Origin of the sequence: Cypionkella aquatica (genome assembly GCF_030161095.1) — a bacterium.
Classification (GTDB): domain Bacteria; phylum Pseudomonadota; class Alphaproteobacteria; order Rhodobacterales; family Rhodobacteraceae; genus Cypionkella; species Cypionkella aquatica.
Genome location: NZ_BSPP01000005.1, coordinates 164,957 through 187,905 on the forward strand (window position 1 = coordinate 164,957; position 22,949 = coordinate 187,905).

Annotated in this window: 22 protein-coding genes; 16 read left to right on the forward strand and 6 right to left on the reverse strand. The window is 60.7% G+C overall.

Features of this window, described 5'->3' with window-relative positions; translation table 11 throughout:
- Positions 1–1,602 carry a 2-isopropylmalate synthase gene (locus QQJ98_RS07705; RefSeq protein WP_284324770.1) on the forward strand — a complete coding sequence of 534 codons (1,602 nt, stop codon included), beginning with the start codon at positions 1–3 and terminating at the stop codon, positions 1,600–1,602.
- A gap of 161 nt (positions 1,603–1,763) precedes the next feature.
- Here the strand turns inward: QQJ98_RS07705 and QQJ98_RS07710 are convergent, their stop codons facing one another.
- Complete coding sequence (locus QQJ98_RS07710) at positions 1,764–2,000, reverse strand: SDR family oxidoreductase (RefSeq protein ID WP_284324771.1); 237 nt, start codon at positions 1,998–2,000, stop codon at positions 1,764–1,766.
- 303 nt (positions 2,001–2,303) lie between these two features.
- Between QQJ98_RS07710 and QQJ98_RS07715 the strand changes: the two genes are divergently transcribed.
- From QQJ98_RS07715 to QQJ98_RS07750, 8 genes are all read left to right on the forward strand, one after another.
- A complete protein-coding gene (locus tag QQJ98_RS07715; RefSeq protein WP_284324772.1) occupies positions 2,304–3,341 on the forward strand; it encodes a rod shape-determining protein in 1,038 nt (345 codons plus the stop codon).
- Between the two features lie 51 nt (positions 3,342–3,392).
- Positions 3,393–4,325, forward strand: coding sequence for a rod shape-determining protein MreC (gene mreC / locus QQJ98_RS07720; RefSeq protein ID WP_284324773.1), 933 nt, complete (start codon positions 3,393–3,395; stop codon positions 4,323–4,325).
- A complete protein-coding gene (locus QQJ98_RS07725) occupies positions 4,318–4,908 on the forward strand; it encodes a rod shape-determining protein MreD (RefSeq protein WP_284324774.1) in 591 nt (196 codons plus the stop codon). Before mreC ends, QQJ98_RS07725 begins: the two co-directional genes overlap by 8 nt.
- 24 nt (positions 4,909–4,932) lie before the next feature.
- Positions 4,933–6,918 carry a penicillin-binding protein 2 gene (gene mrdA, locus QQJ98_RS07730; protein WP_284324775.1) on the forward strand — a complete coding sequence of 662 codons (1,986 nt, stop codon included), beginning with the start codon at positions 4,933–4,935 and terminating at the stop codon, positions 6,916–6,918.
- Positions 6,919–6,928: 10 nt separating this feature from the next.
- Positions 6,929–8,068, forward strand: coding sequence for a rod shape-determining protein RodA (gene rodA / locus QQJ98_RS07735; protein ID WP_284324776.1), 1,140 nt, complete (start codon positions 6,929–6,931; stop codon positions 8,066–8,068).
- Positions 8,069–8,149: 81 nt separating this feature from the next.
- Positions 8,150–8,773 (forward strand): DUF1345 domain-containing protein, encoded by a 624-nt coding sequence (locus QQJ98_RS07740; protein WP_284324777.1) that lies wholly within the window; start codon positions 8,150–8,152, stop codon positions 8,771–8,773.
- 32 nt (positions 8,774–8,805) lie between these two features.
- Positions 8,806–9,738, forward strand: a complete 933-nt coding sequence (locus QQJ98_RS07745) for a 2-hydroxyacid dehydrogenase (protein ID WP_284324778.1) — start codon at positions 8,806–8,808, stop codon at positions 9,736–9,738.
- Positions 9,739–9,885: 147 nt separating this feature from the next.
- Entirely contained in the window at positions 9,886–10,752 is an 867-nt protein-coding gene (locus QQJ98_RS07750) for a DMT family transporter (protein ID WP_284324779.1), read from the forward strand.
- A gap of 53 nt (positions 10,753–10,805) precedes the next feature.
- Here the strand turns inward: QQJ98_RS07750 and QQJ98_RS07755 are convergent, their stop codons facing one another.
- A complete protein-coding gene (locus tag QQJ98_RS07755; protein WP_284324780.1) occupies positions 10,806–11,675 on the reverse strand; it encodes a MurR/RpiR family transcriptional regulator in 870 nt (289 codons plus the stop codon).
- 158 nt (positions 11,676–11,833) lie between these two features.
- Between QQJ98_RS07755 and QQJ98_RS07760 the strand changes: the two genes are divergently transcribed.
- The 5 genes from QQJ98_RS07760 to QQJ98_RS07780 all read left to right on the forward strand — a co-directional run bounded on the left by QQJ98_RS07760 (position 11,834) and on the right by QQJ98_RS07780 (position 18,053).
- Positions 11,834–12,652: an N-formylglutamate amidohydrolase gene (locus QQJ98_RS07760; protein ID WP_284324781.1), complete on the forward strand. Its 819-nt coding sequence runs from the start codon at positions 11,834–11,836 to the stop codon at positions 12,650–12,652.
- An 89-nt stretch (positions 12,653–12,741) separates the two neighbouring features.
- The gene (locus QQJ98_RS07765) at positions 12,742–14,106 is read left to right on the forward strand and encodes a glutamine synthetase family protein (protein WP_284324782.1); all 1,365 of its coding nucleotides are present in this window, start codon (positions 12,742–12,744) and stop codon (positions 14,104–14,106) included.
- A gap of 76 nt (positions 14,107–14,182) precedes the next feature.
- Positions 14,183–15,562 (forward strand): aldehyde dehydrogenase family protein, encoded by a 1,380-nt coding sequence (locus QQJ98_RS07770; protein WP_284324783.1) that lies wholly within the window; start codon positions 14,183–14,185, stop codon positions 15,560–15,562.
- Between the two features lie 3 nt (positions 15,563–15,565).
- The gene (locus QQJ98_RS07775; protein ID WP_284324784.1) at positions 15,566–16,726 is read left to right on the forward strand and encodes an iron-containing alcohol dehydrogenase; all 1,161 of its coding nucleotides are present in this window, start codon (positions 15,566–15,568) and stop codon (positions 16,724–16,726) included.
- Between the two features lie 85 nt (positions 16,727–16,811).
- The gene (locus tag QQJ98_RS07780; protein ID WP_284324785.1) at positions 16,812–18,053 is read left to right on the forward strand and encodes an NAD(P)/FAD-dependent oxidoreductase; all 1,242 of its coding nucleotides are present in this window, start codon (positions 16,812–16,814) and stop codon (positions 18,051–18,053) included.
- Between the two features lie 156 nt (positions 18,054–18,209).
- Here the strand turns inward: QQJ98_RS07780 and QQJ98_RS07785 are convergent, their stop codons facing one another.
- The 4 genes from QQJ98_RS07785 to QQJ98_RS07800 form a co-directional block, all read right to left on the reverse strand.
- Positions 18,210–18,869 carry a TerC family protein gene (locus QQJ98_RS07785; protein ID WP_284324786.1) on the reverse strand — a complete coding sequence of 220 codons (660 nt, stop codon included), beginning with the start codon at positions 18,867–18,869 and terminating at the stop codon, positions 18,210–18,212.
- 132 nt (positions 18,870–19,001) lie between these two features.
- Positions 19,002–19,424, reverse strand: coding sequence for an arsenate reductase family protein (locus tag QQJ98_RS07790; protein WP_284324787.1), 423 nt, complete (start codon positions 19,422–19,424; stop codon positions 19,002–19,004).
- The gene (locus QQJ98_RS07795; protein ID WP_284324788.1) at positions 19,421–20,107 is read right to left on the reverse strand and encodes an MIP/aquaporin family protein; all 687 of its coding nucleotides are present in this window, start codon (positions 20,105–20,107) and stop codon (positions 19,421–19,423) included. Before QQJ98_RS07795 ends, QQJ98_RS07790 begins: the two co-directional genes overlap by 4 nt.
- Before the next feature lie 100 nt (positions 20,108–20,207).
- Entirely contained in the window at positions 20,208–21,194 is a 987-nt protein-coding gene (locus QQJ98_RS07800) for a 2-hydroxyacid dehydrogenase (protein ID WP_284324789.1), read from the reverse strand.
- A 97-nt stretch (positions 21,195–21,291) separates the two neighbouring features.
- On the opposite strand from QQJ98_RS07800, the gene QQJ98_RS07805 reads away from it, so the two are divergent.
- Both QQJ98_RS07805 and QQJ98_RS07810 read left to right on the forward strand, forming a co-directional pair.
- Positions 21,292–21,870, forward strand: a complete 579-nt coding sequence (locus QQJ98_RS07805) for an SH3 domain-containing protein (protein ID WP_284324790.1) — start codon at positions 21,292–21,294, stop codon at positions 21,868–21,870.
- A 75-nt stretch (positions 21,871–21,945) separates the two neighbouring features.
- A complete protein-coding gene (locus tag QQJ98_RS07810) occupies positions 21,946–22,866 on the forward strand; it encodes a cation diffusion facilitator family transporter (protein ID WP_284324791.1) in 921 nt (306 codons plus the stop codon).
- The last annotated feature ends 83 nt before the right edge of the window (positions 22,867–22,949 follow it).

Below are 22,949 nucleotides of genomic sequence, written 5' to 3' on the forward strand. Positions count from 1 at the left end.
ATGACCGACACTCAAGCGCAAACCCGCGCCGCAACCGCGCAAGCCCAACCCAAAGTCGTGATCTTCGACACCACCCTGCGCGACGGCGAGCAATCGCCGGGCGCCACCATGACCCACGATGAAAAGCTGGAAATTGCCAGCTTGCTGGATGAAATGGGCGTCGATGTGATTGAGGCGGGCTTTCCCATCGCCTCCGAAGGCGATTTCGCGGCGGTGACTGAGATCTCGAAGCGCTCGAAAAACTCCACCATCTGCGGCCTCGCCCGCGCCAACTACAAAGACATCGACCGCTGCTGGGAGGCGGTGAAATTCGCGCCCTCGCCGCGCATCCACACTTTCATCGGCACCTCGCCGCTGCACCGCGCCATTCCGAAACTGAATATGGACGAGATGGCCACCCGCATCCACGACACCGTCACCCATGCCCGCAACCTGTGCGACAACGTGCAATGGTCGGCGATGGATGCGACGCGGACGGAACATGATTACCTCTGCCGCGTGGTCGAAATCGCGATCAAAGCCGGAGCCAGCACCATCAACATCCCCGATACCGTCGGCTACACCGCGCCCCGCGAATCCGCTGATTTGATCCGCATGTTGCTGGAACGCGTGCCGGGGGCGGACCAAGTGATTTTCGCCACCCATTGCCACAACGATCTGGGCATGGCGACGGCGAACTCCCTTGCCGCTGTTGAGGCGGGCGCGCGTCAGATCGAATGTACCATCAACGGTCTGGGCGAACGTGCGGGCAATACTGCCTTGGAAGAGGTCGTGATGGCTTTGAGGGTCAGGAATGACATCATGCCCTATCGCACAGGGATCGACACCACCAAGATCATGAACCTGTCGCGCCGGGTCTCGAGCGTGTCGGGCTTTGCGGTGCAGTTCAACAAAGCCATCGTCGGCAAGAACGCCTTCCTGCACGAAAGCGGTATCCATCAGGATGGCGTGCTGAAAAACATTGAAACTTTTGAGATCATGCGCCCCGCTGACATCGGCCTGACCGCGCATAACATCTCGATGGGCAAACATTCGGGCCGCGCGGCGTTGCGGGCCAAGTTGAAGGAACTCGGCTATGAATTGGCCGACAACCAGTTGAACGACGTGTTCGTGCGCTTCAAGGCTTTGGCCGACAGCAAGAAAGAGGTCTATGACGAAGACCTGCTCGCCCTCGTCGCGGATGAGGCCACCAATGACGCGCATGACACCATTCAGGTGAAACGTCTGCGCGTCGTCTGCGGCACCGAAGGCCCGCGCGAGGCGGAATTGACCCTGACCATTGAAGGCGTGGACCACTCGGTTGACGCCACGGGAGATGGCCCGGTGGATGCCGCGTTCAATGCGGTGAAAATGCTGTTCCCGCACAGCGCGCGGCTGCAACTGTATCAAGTGCAAGCAGTGACCGAAGGCACCGACGCGCAGGCAACGGTTTCGGTGCGGATGGAAGAAGAAGGCCGCATCGTCACCGGGGCCTCGGCGGATACTGATACGGTCGTGGCCAGCGTGAAAGCCTATGTGAACGCCCTGAACAAACTGATCGTGCGCCGGACCAAGTCGGCACCGGATAGCGATAAGAAGTCGGTAAACTACAAAGATCAATAAACCCGCAAGCGCGGCCCTGTTGCGGGGCCGCGCTTTTACCTAGAACCCGCCCGTCATCTCGGTCAGCGCAGTGTCACCATCGACCACCAGCATCGTGCCGCTGACCTAGGCTGCGGACTCTGACCGGAGAGAAAGCGCGCCTGCAGTTCTGCTTCGCCCTATCACGCGGTGGCGATCCGGCCCGGTTGCACAGCATTACAAGTGATACCATCGCGCCCAGATTCCAGTGCGACCGCGCGTGCCATGGCGCTGATCGCGGGTTTCGCCGTCGCACAGGCTGACGTGCCGTCGATGCCCACCAAGGGCCCGGTGATAGATTCAATGTTGACGGTGCGGCCAATTCCGTCGGGGCTGCCCGCGCCGGAAACGAGCGCCACACGGTTGTGGAAACTGAACAAGTTTCTCACCCCAACCCGACGCCCTACACGCGAAAATGATAGCTGTCCTATTCCGGGCAACCCAGATCCAACGGCCAGGATGACGGCAAAGGTTCGATTAGTGGAAGCAATCCCGTAATATTGACCGAGGATCTGCTGTGATTGCAGCAAAATGGGTATTCGTTTGTCCAAGGCGGAAAGGCGCGGCCTGCAAGGTCGGGGCCTTTCCCCGGCCCCTGCATGGTCTTATATGAAAGCGCCCGCCTTGGCCTTGGCTGAGTCGCGGGCGCTTCTTTTTTCGCGGGCCTCAAGGATCACCTCAGCATGTCCATCCTCTCCAGTATCTTTTCGTCTGACATGGCGATTGACCTCGGCACCGCCAACACGCTGGTTTATGTGCGCGGCAAGGGCATCGTGTTGAACGAGCCTTCCGTGGTCGCCTATCATACCAAGGACGGCAAGAAGCAGGTTTTGGCGGTGGGTGAGGATGCCAAGCTGATGCTGGGGCGCACACCGGGGTCGATCGAAGCGATCCGCCCGATGCGCGATGGCGTCATTGCAGACTTTGAAGCGGCGGAAGAGATGATCAAGCATTTCATCCGCAAGGTGCACAAGCGTACGACGTTTTCCAAGCCGAAAATCATCGTCTGTGTGCCGCATGGTGCGACACCCGTTGAAAAGCGTGCGATCCGGCAATCGGTGCTGTCGGCAGGCGCACGTCGCGCTGGCCTGATTGCCGAGCCGATTGCTGCGGCGATTGGGGCGGGCATGCCGATCACTGATCCGACCGGGAATATGGTCGTCGATATCGGCGGCGGCACCACCGAAGTCGCAGTTCTGTCGCTGGGTGATATTGTGTATGCGCGTTCGGTCCGCGTTGGTGGGGATCGCATGGACGAGGCGATCATCAGCTATCTGCGCCGCCATCAGAACCTGTTGATCGGCGAATCCACCGCCGAGCGCATCAAGACCAGCATCGGCACCGCACGGATGCCCGATGATGGCCGCGGTGCCAGCATGACCATTCGCGGCCGTGATTTGCTGAACGGCGTGCCGAAGGAAACCGAGATCAATCAGGCGCAGGTTGCCGAGGCCTTGTCAGAACCCGTGCAGCAGATTTGCGATGCGGTGATGCAGGCGCTGGAAACCACGCCGCCCGATTTGGCGGCGGATATTGTCGACCGTGGCGTGATGCTGACGGGGGGCGGTGCGCTTTTGGGCGATCTGGACCTTAGCTTGCGCGAGCAGACCGGGCTTTCGATCTCTGTCGCCAACGAGCCGCTGAACTGCGTGGCTTTGGGCACCGGCAAAGCACTGGAATATGAAAAGCAACTGCGCCACGTTATCGACTACGACAGCTAAATCCGGCGCGCGTTCGCGGTCCTTGTGTCTTTGAAGTGAAACGGGCCAGCCATGGCAAGAAACCGCATTGATCCAGAAGAGTTTCACCGCCCGCTGCGTCGGGTGTTGGTGGGGCTGTTGATTCTGCTGATGCTGGGCTTGTTTGCGTTGTGGCGGATCGACAGCCCACGGGTGGAGCGCTTTCGCACGGCTTTGGTGGATCGGTTTGTGCCCAGTTTTCAGTGGGCGGCTGCTCCAGTGACCTGGAGCGCAGGGGTGCTGGATAACTTTCAATCCTATTCGCGGCTGTATGAGCAGAACCAGCAACTGCGCGAGGAATTGCGCCAGATGAAGGCTTGGAAAGAGGCCGCCTTGCAGCTGGAGCAGAAAAACGCCCGGTTGCTGGACCTGAACCATGTGCGGTTGGACCCGATGCTGACGCATGTGACGGGGGTGGTGCTGGCGGATAGCGGCAGCCCGTTCCGGCAATCGGTTTTGCTGAATGTCGGCGCGCGCGATGGCATCAAGGATGGCTGGGCCACAATGGACGGCATCGGGCTGGTGGGGCGCATATCGGGCGTGGGGCAGCAAATCAGCCGGGTGATTCTGCTGACCGACAGCAACAGCCGGGTGCCGATTTCGGTGCAGCCCTCGGGGCAAAAGGCGCTGCTGTCTGGCGACAACTCGGACCTGCCGCCGCTGGATTTTCTGGAAGACCCTGATGAGGTGCGCCCCGGTGATCGGGTGGTGACGTCGGGCGATGGCGGCATGTTTCCGGCGGGGTTGCTGGTGGGCTCGGTGGTTTTGGGCACCGACAAGCGGCTGCGGGTGGCATTGTCTGCGGATTATCAGCGGCTTGAGTTTCTGCGGGTGCTGCGCAGCCATAGCCTGACACCGATCACTGACGCAGGCGCTTTGGTGACAGCGCCGCCCGTGCAAGGGCCGCCAAAGCCACCCGTCACGCCCGAGCCCGATGCCGAAGCCACGGGGGCCAGCAATGGTTGATGGCGCCACGCGCGAGGTCTGGCTGCATCGCGCCTTGTTCGTGGCGATTGCGCTGCTGCTGTTGTTCTGGCGGCTGTTGCCGTTGCCCATGGCGATGATGTCAGATTGCGCCGAAACGGCGGGGTGGTGCCGCTTTACCGTCTGGCTGAACCGCACACCGGGGCCTGATTTGCTGCTGTGCATCATCTTTGCCTGGACCATGCGACGCCCGGACTATCTGCCGGTGCTGCTGATTGCTGCCGTGGTGTTGCTGGAGGATATGCTGCTGGACCGCCCGCCGGGGCTGTGGACGGCGCTGGTGCTGCTGGCCTCTGAATTTGTGCGGGGTCGGGTTGCACTTACTCGTGAATTGAACTTTGGGGTCGAATGGCTTTTGGTCGCGGGGTTGATGGTGGCGATGCTGGTGGTGTACCGGCTGGTCTTTGCTATGGTGCTGGTCACACAAACCGGGTTCGGCTTTGCGATGATACAAGTGGCGTGGTCCGTTCTGTGTTATCCTGCCGTGGTGTTCCTGTCGCGCTATGTGCTGGATCTGCACAAACCGGCGATGGGTGAGATTGACGCTTATGGCAGACGGATGTGAGGGTTAATCCATGAAAGCGCTGCGATGAGACGGGCCCCACGCGATACCGAAGCCACCTCGCGCTCTGTCACCCGGCGGGCGTTGCTGATGGGTGGCGGCATGGCTGCGATGGTCGCCGCATTGGGCGCGCGGATGCGGTTTCTGGGGGTCGAGCAAGCCGATCAGTTTCGTCTGCTGGCCGAAGAAAACCGCGTCAGCATCCGGCTGATCCCGCCTGCGCGCGGCTTGATCCAGGATCGCAACGGCAAGCTGATTGCGGGAAATGAGCAGAATTACCGCGTGGTGATCACCCGCGAAAATGCCGGCAAAACCGATGCCGAGGTGGAAGACGTTCTGAACCGTCTCAGCAACATCATCCCGATGACCGCCGAAGATCTGGCCGATGCGATGAAAGAGCTGAACCCAAGGGTCAACTCTGCCTTCGTGCCAATCACGGTGGCCGAGCGGTTGAATTGGGGCGATTTCAGCAAAGTGGCGATCAATGCCCCCGCCCTGCCCGGCGTCACGCCTGAATCGGGCCTAAGCCGGGTTTACCCGCGCGATTTCGATTTCGCGCATGTGGTGGGCTATGTCGGGCCGGTGTCGGAAAAAGACCTTGAGGGCCTGCGCGAGGCTCAGGTCGAAACCGGTGCGCCGATTGATCCGTTGCTGATGATCCCCAAGTTCCAGATCGGCAAGATCGGGGTTGAAAAATGGATGGAAGATACCCTGCGCGGCACTGCGGGCACCAAGCGGATTGAGGTCAACCATGTGGGCCGCGTCATGCGCGAGCTGGCCCGCGAAGAAGGCGTCAAAGGCAAAGACCTGCGGCTGACCATCGACGCCGATGTGCAAAACTTTGTGCAGGCCCGGCTGGGCGAGGAAAGTGCCGCCTGCGTGGTGATGGATGTCAACAATGGCGATATCATTGCAGCGGTATCGTCGCCCTCGTTCGATCCAAACCTGTTTGTGCGCGGTATTTCCAGCACCGATTACCGGGCGCTCACCGAGCATGATCACCGCCCGCTGGCCAACAAGGTGGTACAGGGTGCCTATCCACCGGGATCAACCTTCAAGATGGTGACGGCGCTGGCGGCGCTTGAGGCCGGGGTGATTGACGAAAATACCGTGGTGCGCTGCCCCGGCTATATCGAGATGGGCGGCATCCGGTTCAACTGCTGGAAGCGCGGGGGCCATGGTCCGGTCAATCTGAAACGCGGGCTTTCCGAAAGCTGCGATGTGTTCTTTTATGATATCAGCCAACGGGTTGGCATCGATAAGATGGCTGAGATGGGCAACAAGCTGGGGCTTGGCTTGCGCCATGATCTGCCGATGTCGGCGATCTCGGCAGGGATCATGCCGAACAAGGCTTGGAAGCAGGAAACCAAGGGACAGGATTGGGTGATCGGCGACACGATCAACGCCTCGATCGGGCAGGGTTTTGTGCTGGCAACGCCGTTGCAACTGGCCGTGATGGCAGCGCGGATTGCCTCGGGCAGGCAGGTCGCACCGCGGATCGTTCACTCGGTCAATGATATTGCCGTGCCGATTGCCGAGGTCGATGGCATCAATCTGGATGGATCGAAATTGCGGGCCGTGCAGATGGGCATGTACGAGGTGATGAACGGGCCGCATGGCACTGGGCGCGGCTCGCGGATTGCGGACCCGACGATGCAGATGTGCGGTAAATCGGGCACCGCTCAGGTGCGCAACTTTTCAGAAAGCGAAAAGCTGAGCGGGGCGCGCAAGAACGAATCCCTGCCTTGGAGGCTGCGCGATCACGCTTTGTTTGTCGGCTTTGCGCCTGCGGATGCGCCGCGGTACGCGGTGTCGGTGGTGGTCGAGCATGGCGGCGGCGGATCGGCGGTGGCGGGTCCGATTGCACGCGATGCATTGCTGCGGGCACTGACGGGCGGCATGCCGCCGCTGAGCGCCTATCCCGAAAGCCAGCGCGGCACGATTGAAACCCAGCAGAACGCGATGCAGTTGCGCAAACCCGATGGCAGCCTGCCAGCCGAGTCGAAAGTATAGGGCCCGCGCCATGAGTTTTATGGAATATCGGCTAAAGCTTGCGCCAAGCGGCATTGCAAAAGTGTTCTACATCCACTGGGCGCTGATCCTTGTGCTGATCGCCATTGCGGCGATTGGCTGGCTGATGCTGTATTCCATCGCAGGCGGCGATATCGACACTTGGGCGCTGCCGCAGATCAAGCGCTTTGGCATGGGTCTCGGGCTGATGTTCTTTGTCGCCTTCATCCCGATCTGGTTCTGGCGCAGCATGTCGGGGGTGTCTTATCTTGTGGCGATGCTGTTGCTGCTGGTGGTGCATTTCTTTGGTACCGTCGGCATGGGCGCGCAGCGTTGGATTGATCTGGGCTTCATGCGCTTGCAGCCGTCCGAGTTGATGAAAGTGACGCTGGTGATGGTGCTGGCCGCCTATTACGACTGGCTTGATGACAAAAAGGTGTCGCGGCCCTTGTGGGTGATCATCCCGGTGGTGCTGATCTTGGTGCCAACCTATCTGGTGCTGAAGCAACCGAACCTTGGCACCGCGATGATGCTGGTTCTGGGTGGAGCGGGCGTGATGTTCGCGGCGGGGGTCAGCCTGTGGTATTTCGGCGTGGTCGGGTTGCTGGGCGGCGGCGGCATTGCGGCTGTGATCACCTCGGAAGGCACGCCGTGGCAGTTGCTGCATGACTACCAGTATAAACGCATCCACACCTTTCTTGACCCATCTGCGGATCCGTTGGGCACGGGCTATAACATCATCCAAGCCAAGATCGCTTTGGGTTCTGGTGGCTGGGCGGGTAAGGGCTTTATGCAGGGCACGCAAAGCCGTTTGAACTTTCTGCCTGAAAAGCACACCGATTTTATCTTTACCACCTTGGGCGAAGAATTCGGCTTTATCGGCGCGATTTCGCTGCTGGCGCTGTACACGCTGGTGCTGGTGTTCTGCATCATCGCAGCCATCCAAAACCGCGATCGCTTCAGCCAGCTTTTGATCATTGGCGTGGCGATGAATTTCTTCCTTTACCTTGCCGTTAATCTTGCGATGGTGATGGGGATGGCCCCCGTGGTGGGCGTGCCGCTGCCACTGCTGTCTTATGGTGGCTCGGCGACTTTGGTGATTTTGCTGGCCTTTGGCTTGGTGCAAAGCGCTATCGTGCACAGGCCACGATGAGGCGGGCCATGTTAATGCGGGCCAAGTTAAGGCTGGCGACCATAGGGCGGGCCCCTTCAAAGCAGGCAAGATAGGATCCCTATGCAGCGCCACTTCCGGTTTTTCATAGCCTTGGCCGTGGGGGCTGTCTGCGCCGCAGCGCTGCAGCTGACACAAATTCCGCCCGAGCTGCGACTGCTGCTGGCCGCCAATGCGGTGTTTGTGACCTATCTGGCGCTGATGCTTAACTTTGCCAGCCGCGCCACTCCGGCAGTGCTGCGCAGCCATGCCGCACAGAATGATGAAGGTGTGTGGACGATCCTGCTGTTGGCGGTGCTTGCTGTCGGCATCAGCCTGACCTCGATCTTGTTGGTGCTGCGCGCTTCGGACGCCAGCGCCCCGGCGCGGCTCGTGGCGTTGGGATCGGTGCCCTTGGGTTGGGCGACATTGCAGGTTCTGGCCGGGTTTCACTATGCGCATATGTTCTACCAACCCAAGCGGCTGAAAGCCCAAGGCTGTCTGGTGTTTCCCGGCAGCGAGCACCCCGCCGCGTGGGATTTTCTGTATTTTGCCTTTGGCATCGGCATGACCGCACAGGTGGCGGATGTCACCACAAACTCCAACGATATCCGCAAAGTGGTGCTGGTACATTCGGTGGGATCATTCTTTTACAACACGATCATTCTGGCGCTGGCGGTCAATGCGGCTGTAAACAGTGCCGGATGATCCGCTTTGATTGCTGCTAACAGGAGCCTGCGATGTCCCTTACCGTGTTTTTCTCTGCCCCCTTCGTCTGGGATGAATACCGCGATCTGTTGCCGCAAAAACTGGCTGAGGCTGGCATTGACGCCGATGTTGTCACCGAAGCCCCCGACCCAAGTGTGGTCGATTACATTATCTATGCGCCCTCGGCGCCGTTGCAGGATTTCACCCCATTCACCCACTGCAAGGCGGTTCTGGGTCTTTGGGCCGGGGTCGAACGCATTGTCGGCAACACCACGCTGACGCAGCCTTTGTGCCGGATGGTCGATAACAGCTTGACCGAGGGCATGGTGGAATGGGTGACGGGGCATAGCTTGCGGCATCATCTGGGGATGGATCGGCATATCATCAACTCGGACCGGGTCTGGGATCCCACCTGCCCGCCGCTTGCGCGCGAACGCAAAGTGACGATGCTGGGCATGGGCGCGCTTGGCACTGCCTGCGCCAAGGCGCTGGCTGCCCTGAATTTCAATGTTGTGGGGTGGAGCAGGACTGAAAAGAACGTCGAAGGCATCCCGACCTTTCACGGCCAGGATGGATTGCAGACCGCCTTGCACGGGGCTGACATCGTGGTGACGCTGCTGCCCAAAACCCCCGAGACCGAGAATATTCTGAACGCCGAGCATCTGGCGCTGCTGAAACCCGGCGCGTTTGTGCTTAATCCCGGTCGCGGGCCGCTGATCGACGATGCGGCTTTGCTTGCAGCACTGGACAGCGGCCAGATCGGCCATGCCACGCTGGACGTGTTCCGCATTGAACCTTTGCCGCAAGATCATCCGTTCTGGGCGCATCCGCGTGTGACAGTGACGCCGCATATCGCAGCAGATACCCGCGCAACTGGGGCCGTCAAAGTGCTGATCGAAAACATACGCCGCGCGGAAGCAGGTGAGCCGCTGTTGCATCTGGTGGATCGCGCGCGCGGCTATTAAGGGACAGAAGTCGCGCGATTTGCGCCCGCGATTTCAACACGGAAATCGTCTGCACGCGCGGTTTCGGTACGATCCGCACGGCAAAGGTCGGGATTGAGCCAGACCTTTGCCGGCGGGTGACACAGCCTGCCCAAAACGAGGGCAGCCATGACATATTTAAGCGGCGCATTTCTTATCATCCTTGCCGGAGTGCTGTGGTCGGTGCAGGGGCTGATCATTCGGCTGATCCCGGACGCCGGATCTTGGGCGATCCTGTTCTGGCGCTCGGCCGGGATGCTGCCGGTGCTGGCCCTGTGGATCGGCATGGCGTCGCGCCGCAATGCGGTTTCAGAGATCCGCGCTGTCGGCTGGGCCGGGGTGTTGGGCGGGCTTGGCTTGGTGATGGCATTTTCTGGCGCGATCTATGCGTTTCAAGCCACGAGCGTTGCCAATGCGGTGCTGCTGTTTGCGGCCTCGCCATTCTTTGCCGCTATCTTGGGACGGATCCTGTTGGGGGAATGGGTCAGTCCTCTGACATGGTTTGCCATCGTGCTTGCTGCGATCGGGATTCTGGTGATGGTGGGCGGCGGGCTTGCAGGTGGGGCGATGGATGGCAATATCGCGGCGCTGGCTTCGGCTTTGGGCTTTGCGATTTTCACCGTGACGCTGCGCTGGGGCAAATTGGCCAATATGTTGCCTGCCGTGGCCTTGGGCGGGTTGTTTTCCATGCTGGCAGGCGCTGTAGCGCTGGGGCTGTTGGGCAAAGCGGTGTTGATCCCGCTGCCTGAAATCGCCATCTCGGCTTTGATGGGGGCGATCACCTTGACCGGGGGCATGTTGCTTTACACCGTCGGCAGCAAGGTCGTGTCTGCCGCACAAGCCACTTTGCTTTCGTTGATCGAGGTGTTGCTGGCACCGCTTTGGGTGTGGTTGCTGCTGGGTGAGACAGTATCGCGCGGCACTTTGATTGGGGGCGCTGTGCTTCTGGTCGCGGTGTTGCTGAACGCCTATGGCGGGCGGGCTCAGCGGGCGTGACGCGCGCGCGCCACCCCGAGGACAATTGAGCACAAAGGATGACCGAAGAAAGCTTAGCGGTGGCGGCGAAAGAACCTTGTGCGCGCGTAAAGCTCTTCCAGCCGTTTCATCCGGCCTTCGGTGACATCCCACGTCAGGTCTTGCACGGCGGCAAGCAGGGTTTCCACCAGCACCATCAAAGAGACGTTGCTGTCCCATGCCGAGGGGGCCTCGATATGGCAGGCCAAAGTATGGCGGGCATGGGCCGAGGCCGGTGATATCCAGCGGTCGGTGATCAGCACGATTTCCGCCCCGCGTTCCTTTGCCATTTCAGCCACTTGCAGCACGGCGTTTTCATAGCGGCGGATGTCGAACACCAACAGCACATCGCCGGGCTGCATATCCAGCAGTGCGGGTTGCCAAGTGGAGGAACTGTCCGACAGCAGCGTGACTTGCGGGCGCACGATGGTCATCAACGAGGTGAAATAATCCGCCATCGAATGGGTGATCCGCCCACCCATCGCAAACACATGCCGCGCGGGGTCCGCCAGCAGCAAGGCGGCAGCATCAAATTCGGCATGGTCGATCTGGCCCAAAGTGGCCTGCAGGTTGGCGACCACCGCATCGGCAAAACGGTTGAGGATATGGGTTTCCGGCACTCCCCCCGCCCAGCGGTCATGTTTGGCGATGGGCGAGACCAGCATCGCCTCGACCTCGCCGCGCAGGGCAGCTTGGAAATCAGGATAGCCTTTGTAGCCCAGCTTTTGTGCCAACCGCACCACGGTCGGGGTGGACACCTGCGCCGCCTTGGCCAGAATGGTGATCGAACCCAAGGCCGCCACCGGGTAATGTGACAGCACATGCGTCGCCAATTGCCGCTCGGCCCGCGTGAGGTCGGGCAAGGCCGTGCGCAGTTGCTCATCCAGCGGCAGTCTGGCGTTCATTGTGGCCTCCCTCTTGCGGGCCAGCCTAGCGCAGATTGCAGCGTCAAGAAAAGCCCGTTTGGAAAAGATCGTATCAGCCCCGCCCCACAAGAAACATTCTTGACAGAGCCGCAGCAAAGGGTGAGCCTTGATGCAGTTTCAGGAGATGACTCGTCACCATGCGCGCCGCCACCGATGCCAAAACGCCAACCAACGCCAAGGATTTCGCGGCTGCGCAACAGGCGTTTTTGCCAGTGATCGAGAATGTCGCAGCGCAAGGCCGGATCATTCTGGTCTGCGAGCATGCCTCGAACCATGTTCCGCCCGCTTGGGGCGATCTGGGGCTGACAGAAGCGCAGCGCCAAGCCCACATCGCTTGGGATCCGGGCGCTTTGGCGGTATCGCGCGGGCTGTCGCAACGCTTGGATGCGGTGCTTATTCATGCCCCGGTCAGTCGTCTGGTCTATGACTGCAACCGCGCGCCGGATATGGCTGGCGCGATGCCTGCGCGCTCGGAAGTCTATGATATCCCCGGAAATGCCATGATCTCAACAGCTGAGCGTCTGGCGCGGACTGAGGCGGTCTATCTGCCCTGGGCCAATGGCCTGCATGGGTTGATTGCCACCCGGATCGCCTTGGGGCTACGGCCTGTTGTGGTAACGATCCACTCTTTCACGCCCGTCTATCACGGCAAACCTCGCCGCGTCGAATTTGGCGTGATCCACGACGCCGACCCGCATTTTTCGGTGGCGATCCTCAATGCCGCCCGCAAACTGACAGGATTGCAGGCCGAGTTGAACGCGCCCTATTCGGCGGCGGATGATGTGACACATACTTTGCGGGTGCAGGCGACGCCGTATGGCTTGCCCAATGCGATGCTGGAAATCCGCAATGATCTGATCGCCACGGCTGCGGCAGCAGAGGCGATGGCTGATCAACTCGCTGCCGTTCTGAACATGGGGCTGGTTGAAATTCAGCGGCAGGCCAAGGCCAGTTGAGCCGGGTTTGAGGCTTCTCGACGGGGCGTCAGCCCCGAATGCAAATGACCCCGCATCGGTCGGGGAAAACATAAGTGGAGATCCCGGATATGCCCGGTAATTTAACCCTAGCTGAACTGAAAGCCGCTGTAAAAGCTGGCGAAATTGACACCGTTCTGGTGGCTGGCATCGACATGCAGGGCCGCCTGATGGGCAAGCGTTTTCACGCGCAATTCTTCGTCGATGGCGGATATGAAGAGACCCATTGCTGCAACTACCTTCTCGCCGTCGATATGGAGATGAATACGGTTCAGGGCTATAAATCCTCAAACTGGCAGACTGGCTACGGCGACTATATTCTGAAAACCGACATGAGCACCCTGCGCCGCGTGCCGTGGCTGGAAGGCACCGCGATGGTGCTGGGCGACACGCTGGATCACCACCACAACCCGGTGCCACACGCGCCGCGCAACATCCTGAAGCGTCAGGTCGAGCGCGCCCGCGCCATGGGTTTCGATGCAATGATGGCGACCGAGCTGGAATTCTATCTGTTTGAAAACAGCTACGAATCTCTGCGCGACAGCAATTTCACAGGGCTTAAACCGGTCAGCGCCTATAATGAGGATTACCACATCTTCCAGACCACCAAGGAAGAAGACGTGATGCGCGCCGTGCGCAACGGGCTGTATGGCGCAGGCATCACAATTGAGAACTCCAAGGGTGAGGCGGATGCCGGGCAAGAGGAGGTCAACTACAAATACTCCGACGCCTTGGATACCGCCGACAACCACACCATCGTCAAACACGGCATCAAGGAAATCGCCTGGTCCAAGGGCAAATCGGTGACCTTTATGGCGAAGTATGATCACCGCAAGGCCGGATCGTCGTCGCATTGCCACCAGTCTTTGTGGACGCTGGACGGCAAGCCTGCGTTCTTTGATGACAAAGACAAGCACGGCATGAGCCAGCTTATGAAACACTACATCGCGGGCCAGTTGGCCTATGCGCGGGAAATGACGGTGTTTCTCGCACCCTACGTCAACAGCTACAAACGCTTCACCGTGGGCATGTTCGCGCCGACCAAAGCCGTCTGGTCTGCCGACAACCGCACCGCTGGCTTCCGCGTTTGCGGCGAGCATACCAAGGCGATCCGCGTCGAATGTCGTATCCCCGGCAGCGATGTGAATCCCTACCTCACCTGCGCGGCACTGCTCGCTGCTGGTCTTGACGGCATCGAGCAAAAGCTGGAGTTGGAACCCGAAATGCAGGGCGATATGTATGCCGCAGGCGATGTCCGTGAAATCCCGCACAACCTGCGCGAAGCGGCTGATCTGCTGAACGCCTCCGCCATGTATCGCAAAGCCTTTGGCGATGATGTGGTGGATCACTACCACCACGCCGCGCAATGGGAGATTTCGGAAACCGACCGCGTGGTGACCGATTTTGAAATCCAGCGCCTGCTAGAGCGCGCGTAAGTAGGGTGCGTGATTTCACGCACCTGCCTTCAGATAAAGACGCGTGAAATCACGCACCCTACCAAGGACCAACACGATGAAACCGATTCAACTAATCTCGCCAGTGGACGGCTCGGTCTATGCCGAACGCACGCCGCTGACACTTGACGCGGCCAAAGCCGCCGCCGCCCGCGCCAAAGCCGCACAAAAAGGCTGGGCCGCGCGCCCCTTGGCCGAACGCATTGCGCTTGTGAAGGCGGGCGTTGCCAACCTGAACGCCAATGCTGAAACCATCGTGCAGGAACTGGCTTGGCAAATGGGCCGCCCCACCCGTTTTGGTGGCGAATTTGGCGGTGTGAACGCCCGGACCGACTATATGTCGGAAATCGCAGCCACCACGCTCGCCCCGCAAACCGTTGAAGACAGTGACAAGTTCCGCCGCTACCTTGCGCGGGAAGCCTTGGGCGTGGTGTTCATTGTTGCCCCTTGGAACTATCCTTACCTCACCACGATCAACACCCTCGTCCCCGCCCTGATCGCCGGAAACACGGTTGTGCTGAAACACGCCAGCCAGACCATGCTGGTGGGCGAACGTCTGGCCGAAGCGTTCCACGCAGCTGGCATCCCAACGGACGTGTTCCAGAATGTTGTGCTCGACCATGCCACCACCGAACATCTGATCGCCAACCGCGCGTTCAATTTCGTGAACTTCACAGGCTCGGTCGGCGGTGGTCAGGCGATTGAGCGCGCAGCGGCTGGCACTTTCACCCCGTTGGGGCTGGAACTCGGCGGCAAAGACCCCGGCTATGTCCGCGCCGACGCCAACTTGGATGCCGCCGTCGATACGCTGATGGATGGTGCGATGTTCAACGCGGGCCAGTGCTGCTGCGGGATTGAGCGGATTTATGTGCATGAAAGCCTGTATGACGCCTTTGTCGAAAAGGCCGTAGCTTGGGTGAAAACCCTCAAACTCGGCAATCCGTTTGAGGCCGACAGCACCCTTGGCCCGATGGCGAACAAGCGTTTCGCCGCCGTCGTGCGCGGCCAGATTGCCGAGGCTGTGGCGGCAGGGGCAAAGGCCCTGATCGACCCCGCCCTGTTCCCCGCCGATGACGGTGGCGCCTACCTCGCCCCGCAAGTGCTGGTGAACGTGGATCATTCGATGCGGGTGATGATGGAAGAATCCTTCGGCCCGGTCGTCGGCATCATGAAGGTGAAAGACGACGCCGAAGCCCTGCGCCTGATGAACGACAGCCCCTACGGCCTGACCGCCAGCATCTGGACCGAGGATTACGACACCGCCGCCGAATTAGGCGCGCAGATCGAAACCGGCACAATCTTCATGAACCGCGCCGATTACCTTGACCCGGCTTTGTGCTGGACCGGCTGCAAAGACACCGGACGCGGCGGCAGCCTGTCTTACCTCGGGTTCCTCTCGGTCACCCGCCCGAAATCCTACCATCTGAAGAAAGTCTGAACCATGACGCACTCAGTCCCCAACCGGAACTGGTCCTACCCCACCGCGATCAAATTCGGCGTGGGCCGCATCAGCGAACTGGCCGAGCATTGCGCGGCCGCCGGGGTGAAAAAGCCGCTGTTCGTCACCGACAAAGCGCTCGCCTCCCTGCCGATCACCGCCGAAGCCGTGGCGATCCTGAAAGCCCACGGCCTTGGCACGGCGGTATTCTCGGAAGTCGATCCGAACCCGAATGAGAAGAACATGGCCGACGGCATCGCGGTCTATCTGGCGGGCGGCCATGACGGCGTGATCTGCTTTGGCGGCGGCTCGGCCCTCGACCTTGGCAAGATGATCGCCCTGATGGCGCATCAGCGCAAAGACCTGAGCGTCTGGGATCTGGAGGATATCGACGACTGGTTCACCCGCGCTGATGCGTCGAAAATCGCGCCGATCATCGCAGTGCCGACCACCGCTGGCACCGGGTCTGAAGTCGGTCGCGCGGGCGTGTTGACCAACTCGGTCACCCATAAGAAAAAGATCATCTTCCACCCGAAACTGCTGCCCGTGGTGACGATCTGCGACCCGGCGCTGACCGTGGGGATGCCGAAATTCATCACCGCAGGCACTGGCATGGACGCGCTGGCGCATTGCCTTGAGGCGTATTCAAGCCCCTTCTATCACCCGATGAGCCAAGGCATCGCGCTGGAGGGCATGCGGCTGGTGTTCGAGAACCTGCCCAAAGTCTACGCCAACCCCAACGATCTGGATGCCCGCGCGCATATGATGTCGGCGGCGGCGATGGGGGCTACTGCGTTCCAGAAGGGTCTGGGGGCGATCCACAGCCTTTCCCACCCAATCGGCGCGGTTTACGGCACCCATCACGGCACCACCAACGCCGTGGTCATGCCGATGGTGCTGGATATGAACCGCGCGGCGATTGAGGATCGCATCAACGCCGCCGCAGCCTATCTGGGCATCACGGGCGGCTTTGATGGCTTCCGTGCCGCTGTGATGGATCTGCGCAAGACCCTCAACATCCCGGAAAACCTGACCGCTTTGGGCGTCACCAACCCCGATCTCGACACGCTGACCGAGATGGCATTGGAAGACCCGTCATGTGGCGGCAACCCGGTCGCGATGACACGCGAGAATACCCGTGCGTTGTTCGAGGCTTGCCTGTAATCCAAGGCAGACCTAGCCTTCCCAAACGGGCATCGGTGACGGTGCCCGTTTCTATACGCCCAGTTTGATTTGGACCCGGCCCAGCATGACCGAACACGTCACTACAGATATTGCAATCCTTGGCGCGGGCGTGGTGGGCCTTGCGATTGCCGAGGCGCTGACCGCTGAAGGGCGCGAAGTGGTGCTGGTCGATCCCGGTCGGCCCGGCATGGGCGCAAGCTATGGCAATGCCGGCACCATCGCTGATTACGCGGTGATGCCGGTGGGCAGCCCGGATGTGCTGCGCAATCTTCCGTCGCTGCTGCTGAACAAGAACTCTCCGCTGGCGATCAGGCGGGCAGCTTTGCCTTCGCTTGCGCCGTGGCTTATGCGGTTTGCGCGGCAATCTTTGCCGGGGCCGACCGCGCGCAATGCGGCGGCGATTGCGGCGCTGGTTGGCGATGCTTGCCCCAGCTGGTTGGCGTTGGCCGACCGGATTGGCGGGGCTGCGATCTTGCAGCACAAAGGGTGCCTGTATCTTTACGAGACCGCCGCTGGCTTCAAAGCCGCCGAGGACGATATGGCGTTCCGGCGCACGCAGGGGATTACGGTGGAGTTGATCTCTCCCGATACCTTGGCGGCGATGGAACCCGGTTTGCCTGCGGTAGAAGGCGGCGCTGCGTTCTTTCCCAAGGCGGTGTTTCTGTCCGACCCCGGCCTGATGGTGCAGACCTTGGCCACGCATGTGTTCAAGCAGGCAGGGTTTGTGCAGGCCGAGGCGCGCAGGATCACCCGGCAATTCGATGGCATCGTGGTCGAGGGTCCGAACCTCCGGCTGCGCGCCCGCAGGGTGATCATCGCGGCGGGGGCACATTCAAAGGCGCTGGCACTGCAGGCGGGGGACCGCGTGCCGTTGGATACCGAGCGGGGCTATCATGTCGAATGGGATATGGCCGCACCCCGGCTGAACCGGCCTGCTTGCCCGACCTCGCGCGGGTTTTATCTGTGCCCGATGACTGGCCGTCTGCGGGTCGCGGGCACGGTGGAGTTGGGGGGGCTGACGGCACCGCCCTCGCCGCACCGGATCAAGAAACTGGTCGAGGGGGCGCGGGCGATCTTTCCTGATCTGGGGGAACCTGATCGGGAGTGGATGGGCTTCCGGCCTTCGATGCCGGATTCGGTGCCTGTGATCGGGCCAAGCCGGGCTGGGCCTGAGATTATCCATGCTTATGGGCACGGGCATATTGGGCTGACTTTGGCCCCGATCACGGCAAGATTGGTGGCGGCGCTGGTCGCGGGCAGGCCGCCGGAATTGGATCTGACACCCTATCTGCCGGGGCGGTTTTAGGATGGTCCCAACTCGGGACCAAATTTAATCTTTATATATCAAATATTTGACTTTGCCACATTAAGGGAATCTTAACACTTAACGCCGACCCAAGCATTTTGGCGCAGCAAAAAGCCGCCCCGGATCGGGGGCGGCTTTTGCAGTCAAGACGGGTGATTAGCCCAGATAGGTCATCACGAAAGGCTGCACTTCGTGCCAGCCTTCCCACATCATTTTCAGCGCGACATACACAATGATCGCAAGGCCAAGGTAGGCGATCCAGCGGTGCTTGTTCAGCAGGCGCGCGATGAAGGTAGCGGCAAGGCCCATCATGGCGATCGACAGAACCAGACCAATCACCAACACCGTCGGGTGATCTTTCGCAGCACCGGCCACGGCCAGCACGTTATCAAGGCTCATCGAGATGTCAGCAATGACGATCTGCCAAGCGGCCTGCGCGAAGGTTTTGCGCGGCGCCCCGGCTGCAACGCTGCCATCGGCGTTCAGATCGCTGTCAGTCAGCGCTTCTTCGGCCATGTTGTCATGCGATTGGTCATGGCGCAGCTCTTTCCACATCTTCCAGCAGACCCACAGCAGCAGGATCCCGCCCGCCAGCAACAGGCCCACGATGGCCAAAAGATGCGTGGTGATCAGCGCAAAACCAATCCGCATCACGGTGGCGGCAATGATACCGACCAGAATGGCCTTGTTGCGCTGCTCTTTCGGCAGGCCAGCTGCGGCAAGACCAATGACGATGGCATTGTCGCCCGCCAAAACAAGGTCAATACCCATGACCTGAAGCAGGGCGATAAAGCCCGGATAAGTGAAAATTTCCATGACCGTCCCGGTTCAAGTGTTGTTGTTGCGCGCTAAGTAATGGCTCGCAGCGACGCTTTCAATGCGTGACAGGCTTTTTTTGATCTGGTCAGCTTTTGATCTGGCCAGCTTTTGATCTGGTCAGCCTTTAACTCAGCCTACGCGTTCGCCTTGCGCGTTCAGGATCATTTCGCCATCTTCTTTGAAAAGCGGCCCGGGCGGCAGCCGATAAAGCAAATCCAGCACCAGTTCAGAGGGGCGACACATCCGGGTGCCTTTGGGCGAGCAGACCAAGGGGCGGTTGACCAGAATTGGGTGTTGCAGCATCGCGTCAAGGATCATCTCGTCCGTGGTGTCCTCGGCCAACAGGCCAAGGTCAGCCGCCGGGGATTTGCTGACGCGCAATGCCTGCTTTGGCGAAATATCCGCCGCCGCAAACAGGGCCAAAAGCTGCGGGCGGGTCCATCCGGTTTGCAGATATTCGATCACGACGGGTTCGGTGCCGGATTGGCGGATGATGTCGAGCACATTGCGCGAGGTGCCGCAGTCGGGGTTGTGGTGGATGACAATGCTCATGCGGCGTCCTTGGGTGCAAACAGCCAACCGGCCAGCAGCATGGCAAGCCCCGCCCCCACCAGTTCGGCCAAGATGAAAGCGGGCACATCTGACGGGCGGATGCCCGCGAATGTATCGGTGAAAGCGCGGGCAATGGCGACCGCCGGGTTGGCAAAAGAGGTCGAGGCCGTGAACCAATATGCAGCGGTGATGTAAAGCGCAACAAAGGCCGGAACCGCCTGCGGGCGCATCCGCAACCCGCCCAGAATTGTTACAATCAGCCCGAAGCTGGCCACCAGTTCCGAAAAGCTTTGGCTGCTGCCCTGCCGGGCTTTGCTGGAGATTTCAAACAGCGGCAGATCAAACATCGCATGCGCTGCCAAAGTGCCGACAAGCCCACCCGACACTTGCGCCGCAGTATAGACCAAAGCCAAGCCGGGGCTAAGTTGGCGCAGCAGGGTGAACACCAAGCTGACCGCCGGATTGAAATGCGCGCCAGAAATTGGCCCCAGCAGCGAAATCAGCACGAACAGCATCGCCGCCGTCGCCATGGTATTTCCCAACAGCGACACTGCATCATCGGAAGAAAGCGCGTCGGCCATGATGCCAGAGCCTATGACGGTGCAGACGAGTGCTGCGGTGCCAAGAAACTCTGCCGCAAGCTTGCGGCTCAGGTCAGGTGTTGCAAGCAAGGTCGCTCTCAAGGTTGCTCCGTGGCTTGTCGGCGCAGATGCCGGACAATCTGCCTGTCGCAATCTCTGAAATTTGTAACAGGATTATGACGCCCCGGCCCCGCGATTCGCCTTACAGCATCCCCGGCACGACCTGATCCGGCGGACGGTGGCCGTCGGCAAAGGTCTTGATGTTGATGATCACCTTCTCGCCCATCTCGACCCGGCCTTCGACCGTGGCCGAACCCATATGCGGCAGCAGCACCACATTGGGCAGGTCGCGCAGGGTCGGGTTGATCTCGGTGCCGTGTTCGTAGACATCAAGGCCCGCGCCGCCGATCTCGCCCGCCTTAAGCCCGCGTGCCAGCGCGTTTTCGTCGATCACTTCCCCGCGTGAGGTGTTGATGATCACCGCTGTCGGTTTCAGCAGCTTCAGCCGCCGCGCGTTCAACAGGTGAAAGGTTGATGGCGTGTGTGGACAGTTGACGCTGATGATGTCCATGCGGGCGATCATCTGATCAAGGCTTTCCCAATAGGTGGCCTCTAGCTCTGCCTCGATTTCGGGGCGCAGGCGTTTGCGGTTGTGGTAATGCACCTGCATGCCAAAAGCGCGGGCACGGCGGGCCACAGCCTGCCCAATCCGCCCCATGCCAAGGATGCCCAGACGCCGCCCCCCGATGCGACCGCCCAGATTGGCCATAGGCGACCAACCTTGCCAGCCGCCCGCCTGCATCACCGAAAGGCCCTCGGGGATGCGGCGTGTGACCGAAAGCATCAGCGCCAGCGTCATATCTGCGGTATCGTCCGTCACCGTGCCGGGGGTGTTTGACACCAGTATTCCACGGCTGCGGGCGGTTGCGACATCAATGTGGTCCACACCCGAGCCATAATTGGCGATCAGTTTCAGCCTGTCGCCCGCTTGCGCGATCAGGCTTGCATCAATCTGATCGGTGATCGTCGGCACAAGGACATCGCAGCGCCGCATCGCGCTTGCCAGATCATCCCGGCTCATGGCGGTGTCGGGGTCGCGCAGCTCGACATCGAACAATTCCTTCATCCGCGTTTCAACGGCTTCGGGCAAACGTCGTGTCACGACAACGTTTAAGCGTGTTGCGGGCATGGAGGCCTCCCTGCACTTCCAAATCAGCGTATACAGTGGCAAAGTGGCGGGAAGCGGGGCGAGGCACAAGCCCCCGTCTGTAATGGGGCGCGGCGGGATGAACAGGAAACAGTTTTTAGCGGGCATGGCGGCGGTGCTTTCGGGCGGGCTGGCGGGAGGTTTGGCGGCCACGCGGGCAAATGCTCAGGAAGAGATGCCAGCTGACGACGCTCTGCCAAAGGCGGATGACAAGGCGCCGCGCGATCCAAACAAAGGGCCGGTGACCAACCTGCCCTTGCCGCGCTATGTCAGCCTGAAGGGGCGCGAGGGCAATGTGCGGCGTGGGCCGGGGATGACGCATCGCATCGACTGGGTGTTCACCACAGCAGGCATGCCGCTGCGGATCACGGCGGAATATGACCGCTGGCGGCGGGTTGAAGATTATCAGGGCATGGGCGGGTGGATGCAGTTCAACCTGTTGTCGGGGTCTCGGTCGGTTCTGGTGACGCAGGATATGGCAGAATTCCGCGACAGCCCCGACGGACAGGCGCGGGTGGCGTTTCAGGCCGAGTTGGGCGTGATCGGCAAGTTGATGGAGTGCAATGCCGATTGGTGTCGGGTGAACACCGGCGGCGAAAAGGGATGGATCCTGAAAACCGCGCTTTGGGGGGTCGATCCGGGCGAAGTGATCGACTGATCCGCTTGCGGTTGTTTGGCCAGGGATATAGGGCGCGGGTCCGAGTTTCGGATGCTTGGGAATCAGGAGCGGAACATGAGCACTGCGGCCAGCATGAAGTTGAACATTTCGGCGGGGTTGGCCTCGGTCTCGATTGCTGCGGTGATGGTGGGGCTGAAACTGTGGGCCTATGGCACGACCGGCTCTTTGTCGGTGGCGGCGTCGCTGGCGGACAGTGCGATGGATCTGATGGTGTCCTTGGGCGCGATGGCAGCGCTGATTTACGCCGCAAAACCCGCTGACGAGGATCACGCCTTTGGCCACAGCTCGGCCGAAGATCTCGCGGCGTTAGGGCAAGCGTTTTTCGTGCTGATCTCGGCGGGTGTGATCACTTGGGCTTCGGTCGCACGTCTGTTGGGGCCCACAGAGGCGCATCTGGCGGGCGAAGGCGAGGGGATGCTGGTGATGGGCGTCTCGGTTGCCTTGACCGTGGCGCTGGTGTGGTGGCAGGGCCGCGTGGCACGGCGCACTGGCAGCCGCGTGGTGGCGGCGGACCGCTTGCATTACATGGGCGATCTTTTGCCCAATATGGGCGCGATCATCTCGCTTTGGGCATCGAAAAGCTTTGGCTTGGGCAGCATCGACTCGGTGGTGGCACTGACGGCGGCAGCGATTATGGTGGTCGGCGCGGTGCGGATCGGCAAAGGCGCGTTTGATGCGCTGATGGACCGCACAGCAGATGCGGACATCGTCGCAGGCATCGCCGCCCTTGCAGACAAGTGGCCGGGCGTGCATGGCCATCACGATCTGAAAACCCGCATGGCGGGCAGCAAGGTGTTCGTCAATTTGCATATCGAGCTGGATGGCGCGCAAAGTCTGCACGACGCCCATGCGATTGGCGCCGCTTTGCGCCGCGCTATTCTGGAAGCCTATCCGCAGACAGATGTGATCATTCACAAAGACGTAGCGCGGGCCGAACAGGTTGCCAAACGTGCCTCCCAGCGGCCAGACGGCTAGGCCCGCCCGCCTTTTGCCACTAACATTGGCTATCTGAGCGGCCATTTCTGCGGTAGTGTGATCGCAGATCAAAGCCTGCGCGC

Excerpts from the sequence above, each read along its gene's own strand:
- QQJ98_RS07705 (WP_284324770.1), top strand. The coding sequence starts at position 1 with ATGACCGACACTCAAGCGCAAACCCGCGCCGCAACCGCGCAAGCCCAA.
- QQJ98_RS07715 (WP_284324772.1), top strand. The coding sequence starts at position 2,304 with ATGTCCATCCTCTCCAGTATCTTTTCGTCTGACATGGCGATTGACCTC.
- mreC (WP_284324773.1), top strand. The coding sequence starts at position 3,393 with ATGGCAAGAAACCGCATTGATCCAGAAGAGTTTCACCGCCCGCTGCGT.
- QQJ98_RS07725 (WP_284324774.1), top strand. The coding sequence starts at position 4,318 with ATGGTTGATGGCGCCACGCGCGAGGTCTGGCTGCATCGCGCCTTGTTC.
- mrdA (WP_284324775.1), top strand. The coding sequence starts at position 4,933 with ATGAGACGGGCCCCACGCGATACCGAAGCCACCTCGCGCTCTGTCACC.
- rodA (WP_284324776.1), top strand. The coding sequence starts at position 6,929 with ATGAGTTTTATGGAATATCGGCTAAAGCTTGCGCCAAGCGGCATTGCA.
- QQJ98_RS07740 (WP_284324777.1), top strand. The coding sequence starts at position 8,150 with ATGCAGCGCCACTTCCGGTTTTTCATAGCCTTGGCCGTGGGGGCTGTC.
- QQJ98_RS07745 (WP_284324778.1), top strand. The coding sequence starts at position 8,806 with ATGTCCCTTACCGTGTTTTTCTCTGCCCCCTTCGTCTGGGATGAATAC.
- QQJ98_RS07750 (WP_284324779.1), top strand. The coding sequence starts at position 9,886 with ATGACATATTTAAGCGGCGCATTTCTTATCATCCTTGCCGGAGTGCTG.
- QQJ98_RS07755 (WP_284324780.1), bottom strand. The coding sequence starts at position 11,675 with ATGAACGCCAGACTGCCGCTGGATGAGCAACTGCGCACGGCCTTGCCC.
- QQJ98_RS07760 (WP_284324781.1), top strand. The coding sequence starts at position 11,834 with ATGCGCGCCGCCACCGATGCCAAAACGCCAACCAACGCCAAGGATTTC.
- QQJ98_RS07765 (WP_284324782.1), top strand. The coding sequence starts at position 12,742 with ATGCCCGGTAATTTAACCCTAGCTGAACTGAAAGCCGCTGTAAAAGCT.
- QQJ98_RS07770 (WP_284324783.1), top strand. The coding sequence starts at position 14,183 with ATGAAACCGATTCAACTAATCTCGCCAGTGGACGGCTCGGTCTATGCC.
- QQJ98_RS07775 (WP_284324784.1), top strand. The coding sequence starts at position 15,566 with ATGACGCACTCAGTCCCCAACCGGAACTGGTCCTACCCCACCGCGATC.
- QQJ98_RS07780 (WP_284324785.1), top strand. The coding sequence starts at position 16,812 with ATGACCGAACACGTCACTACAGATATTGCAATCCTTGGCGCGGGCGTG.
- QQJ98_RS07785 (WP_284324786.1), bottom strand. The coding sequence starts at position 18,869 with ATGGAAATTTTCACTTATCCGGGCTTTATCGCCCTGCTTCAGGTCATG.
- QQJ98_RS07790 (WP_284324787.1), bottom strand. The coding sequence starts at position 19,424 with ATGAGCATTGTCATCCACCACAACCCCGACTGCGGCACCTCGCGCAAT.
- QQJ98_RS07800 (WP_284324789.1), bottom strand. The coding sequence starts at position 21,194 with ATGCCCGCAACACGCTTAAACGTTGTCGTGACACGACGTTTGCCCGAA.
- QQJ98_RS07805 (WP_284324790.1), top strand. The coding sequence starts at position 21,292 with ATGAACAGGAAACAGTTTTTAGCGGGCATGGCGGCGGTGCTTTCGGGC.
- QQJ98_RS07810 (WP_284324791.1), top strand. The coding sequence starts at position 21,946 with ATGAGCACTGCGGCCAGCATGAAGTTGAACATTTCGGCGGGGTTGGCC.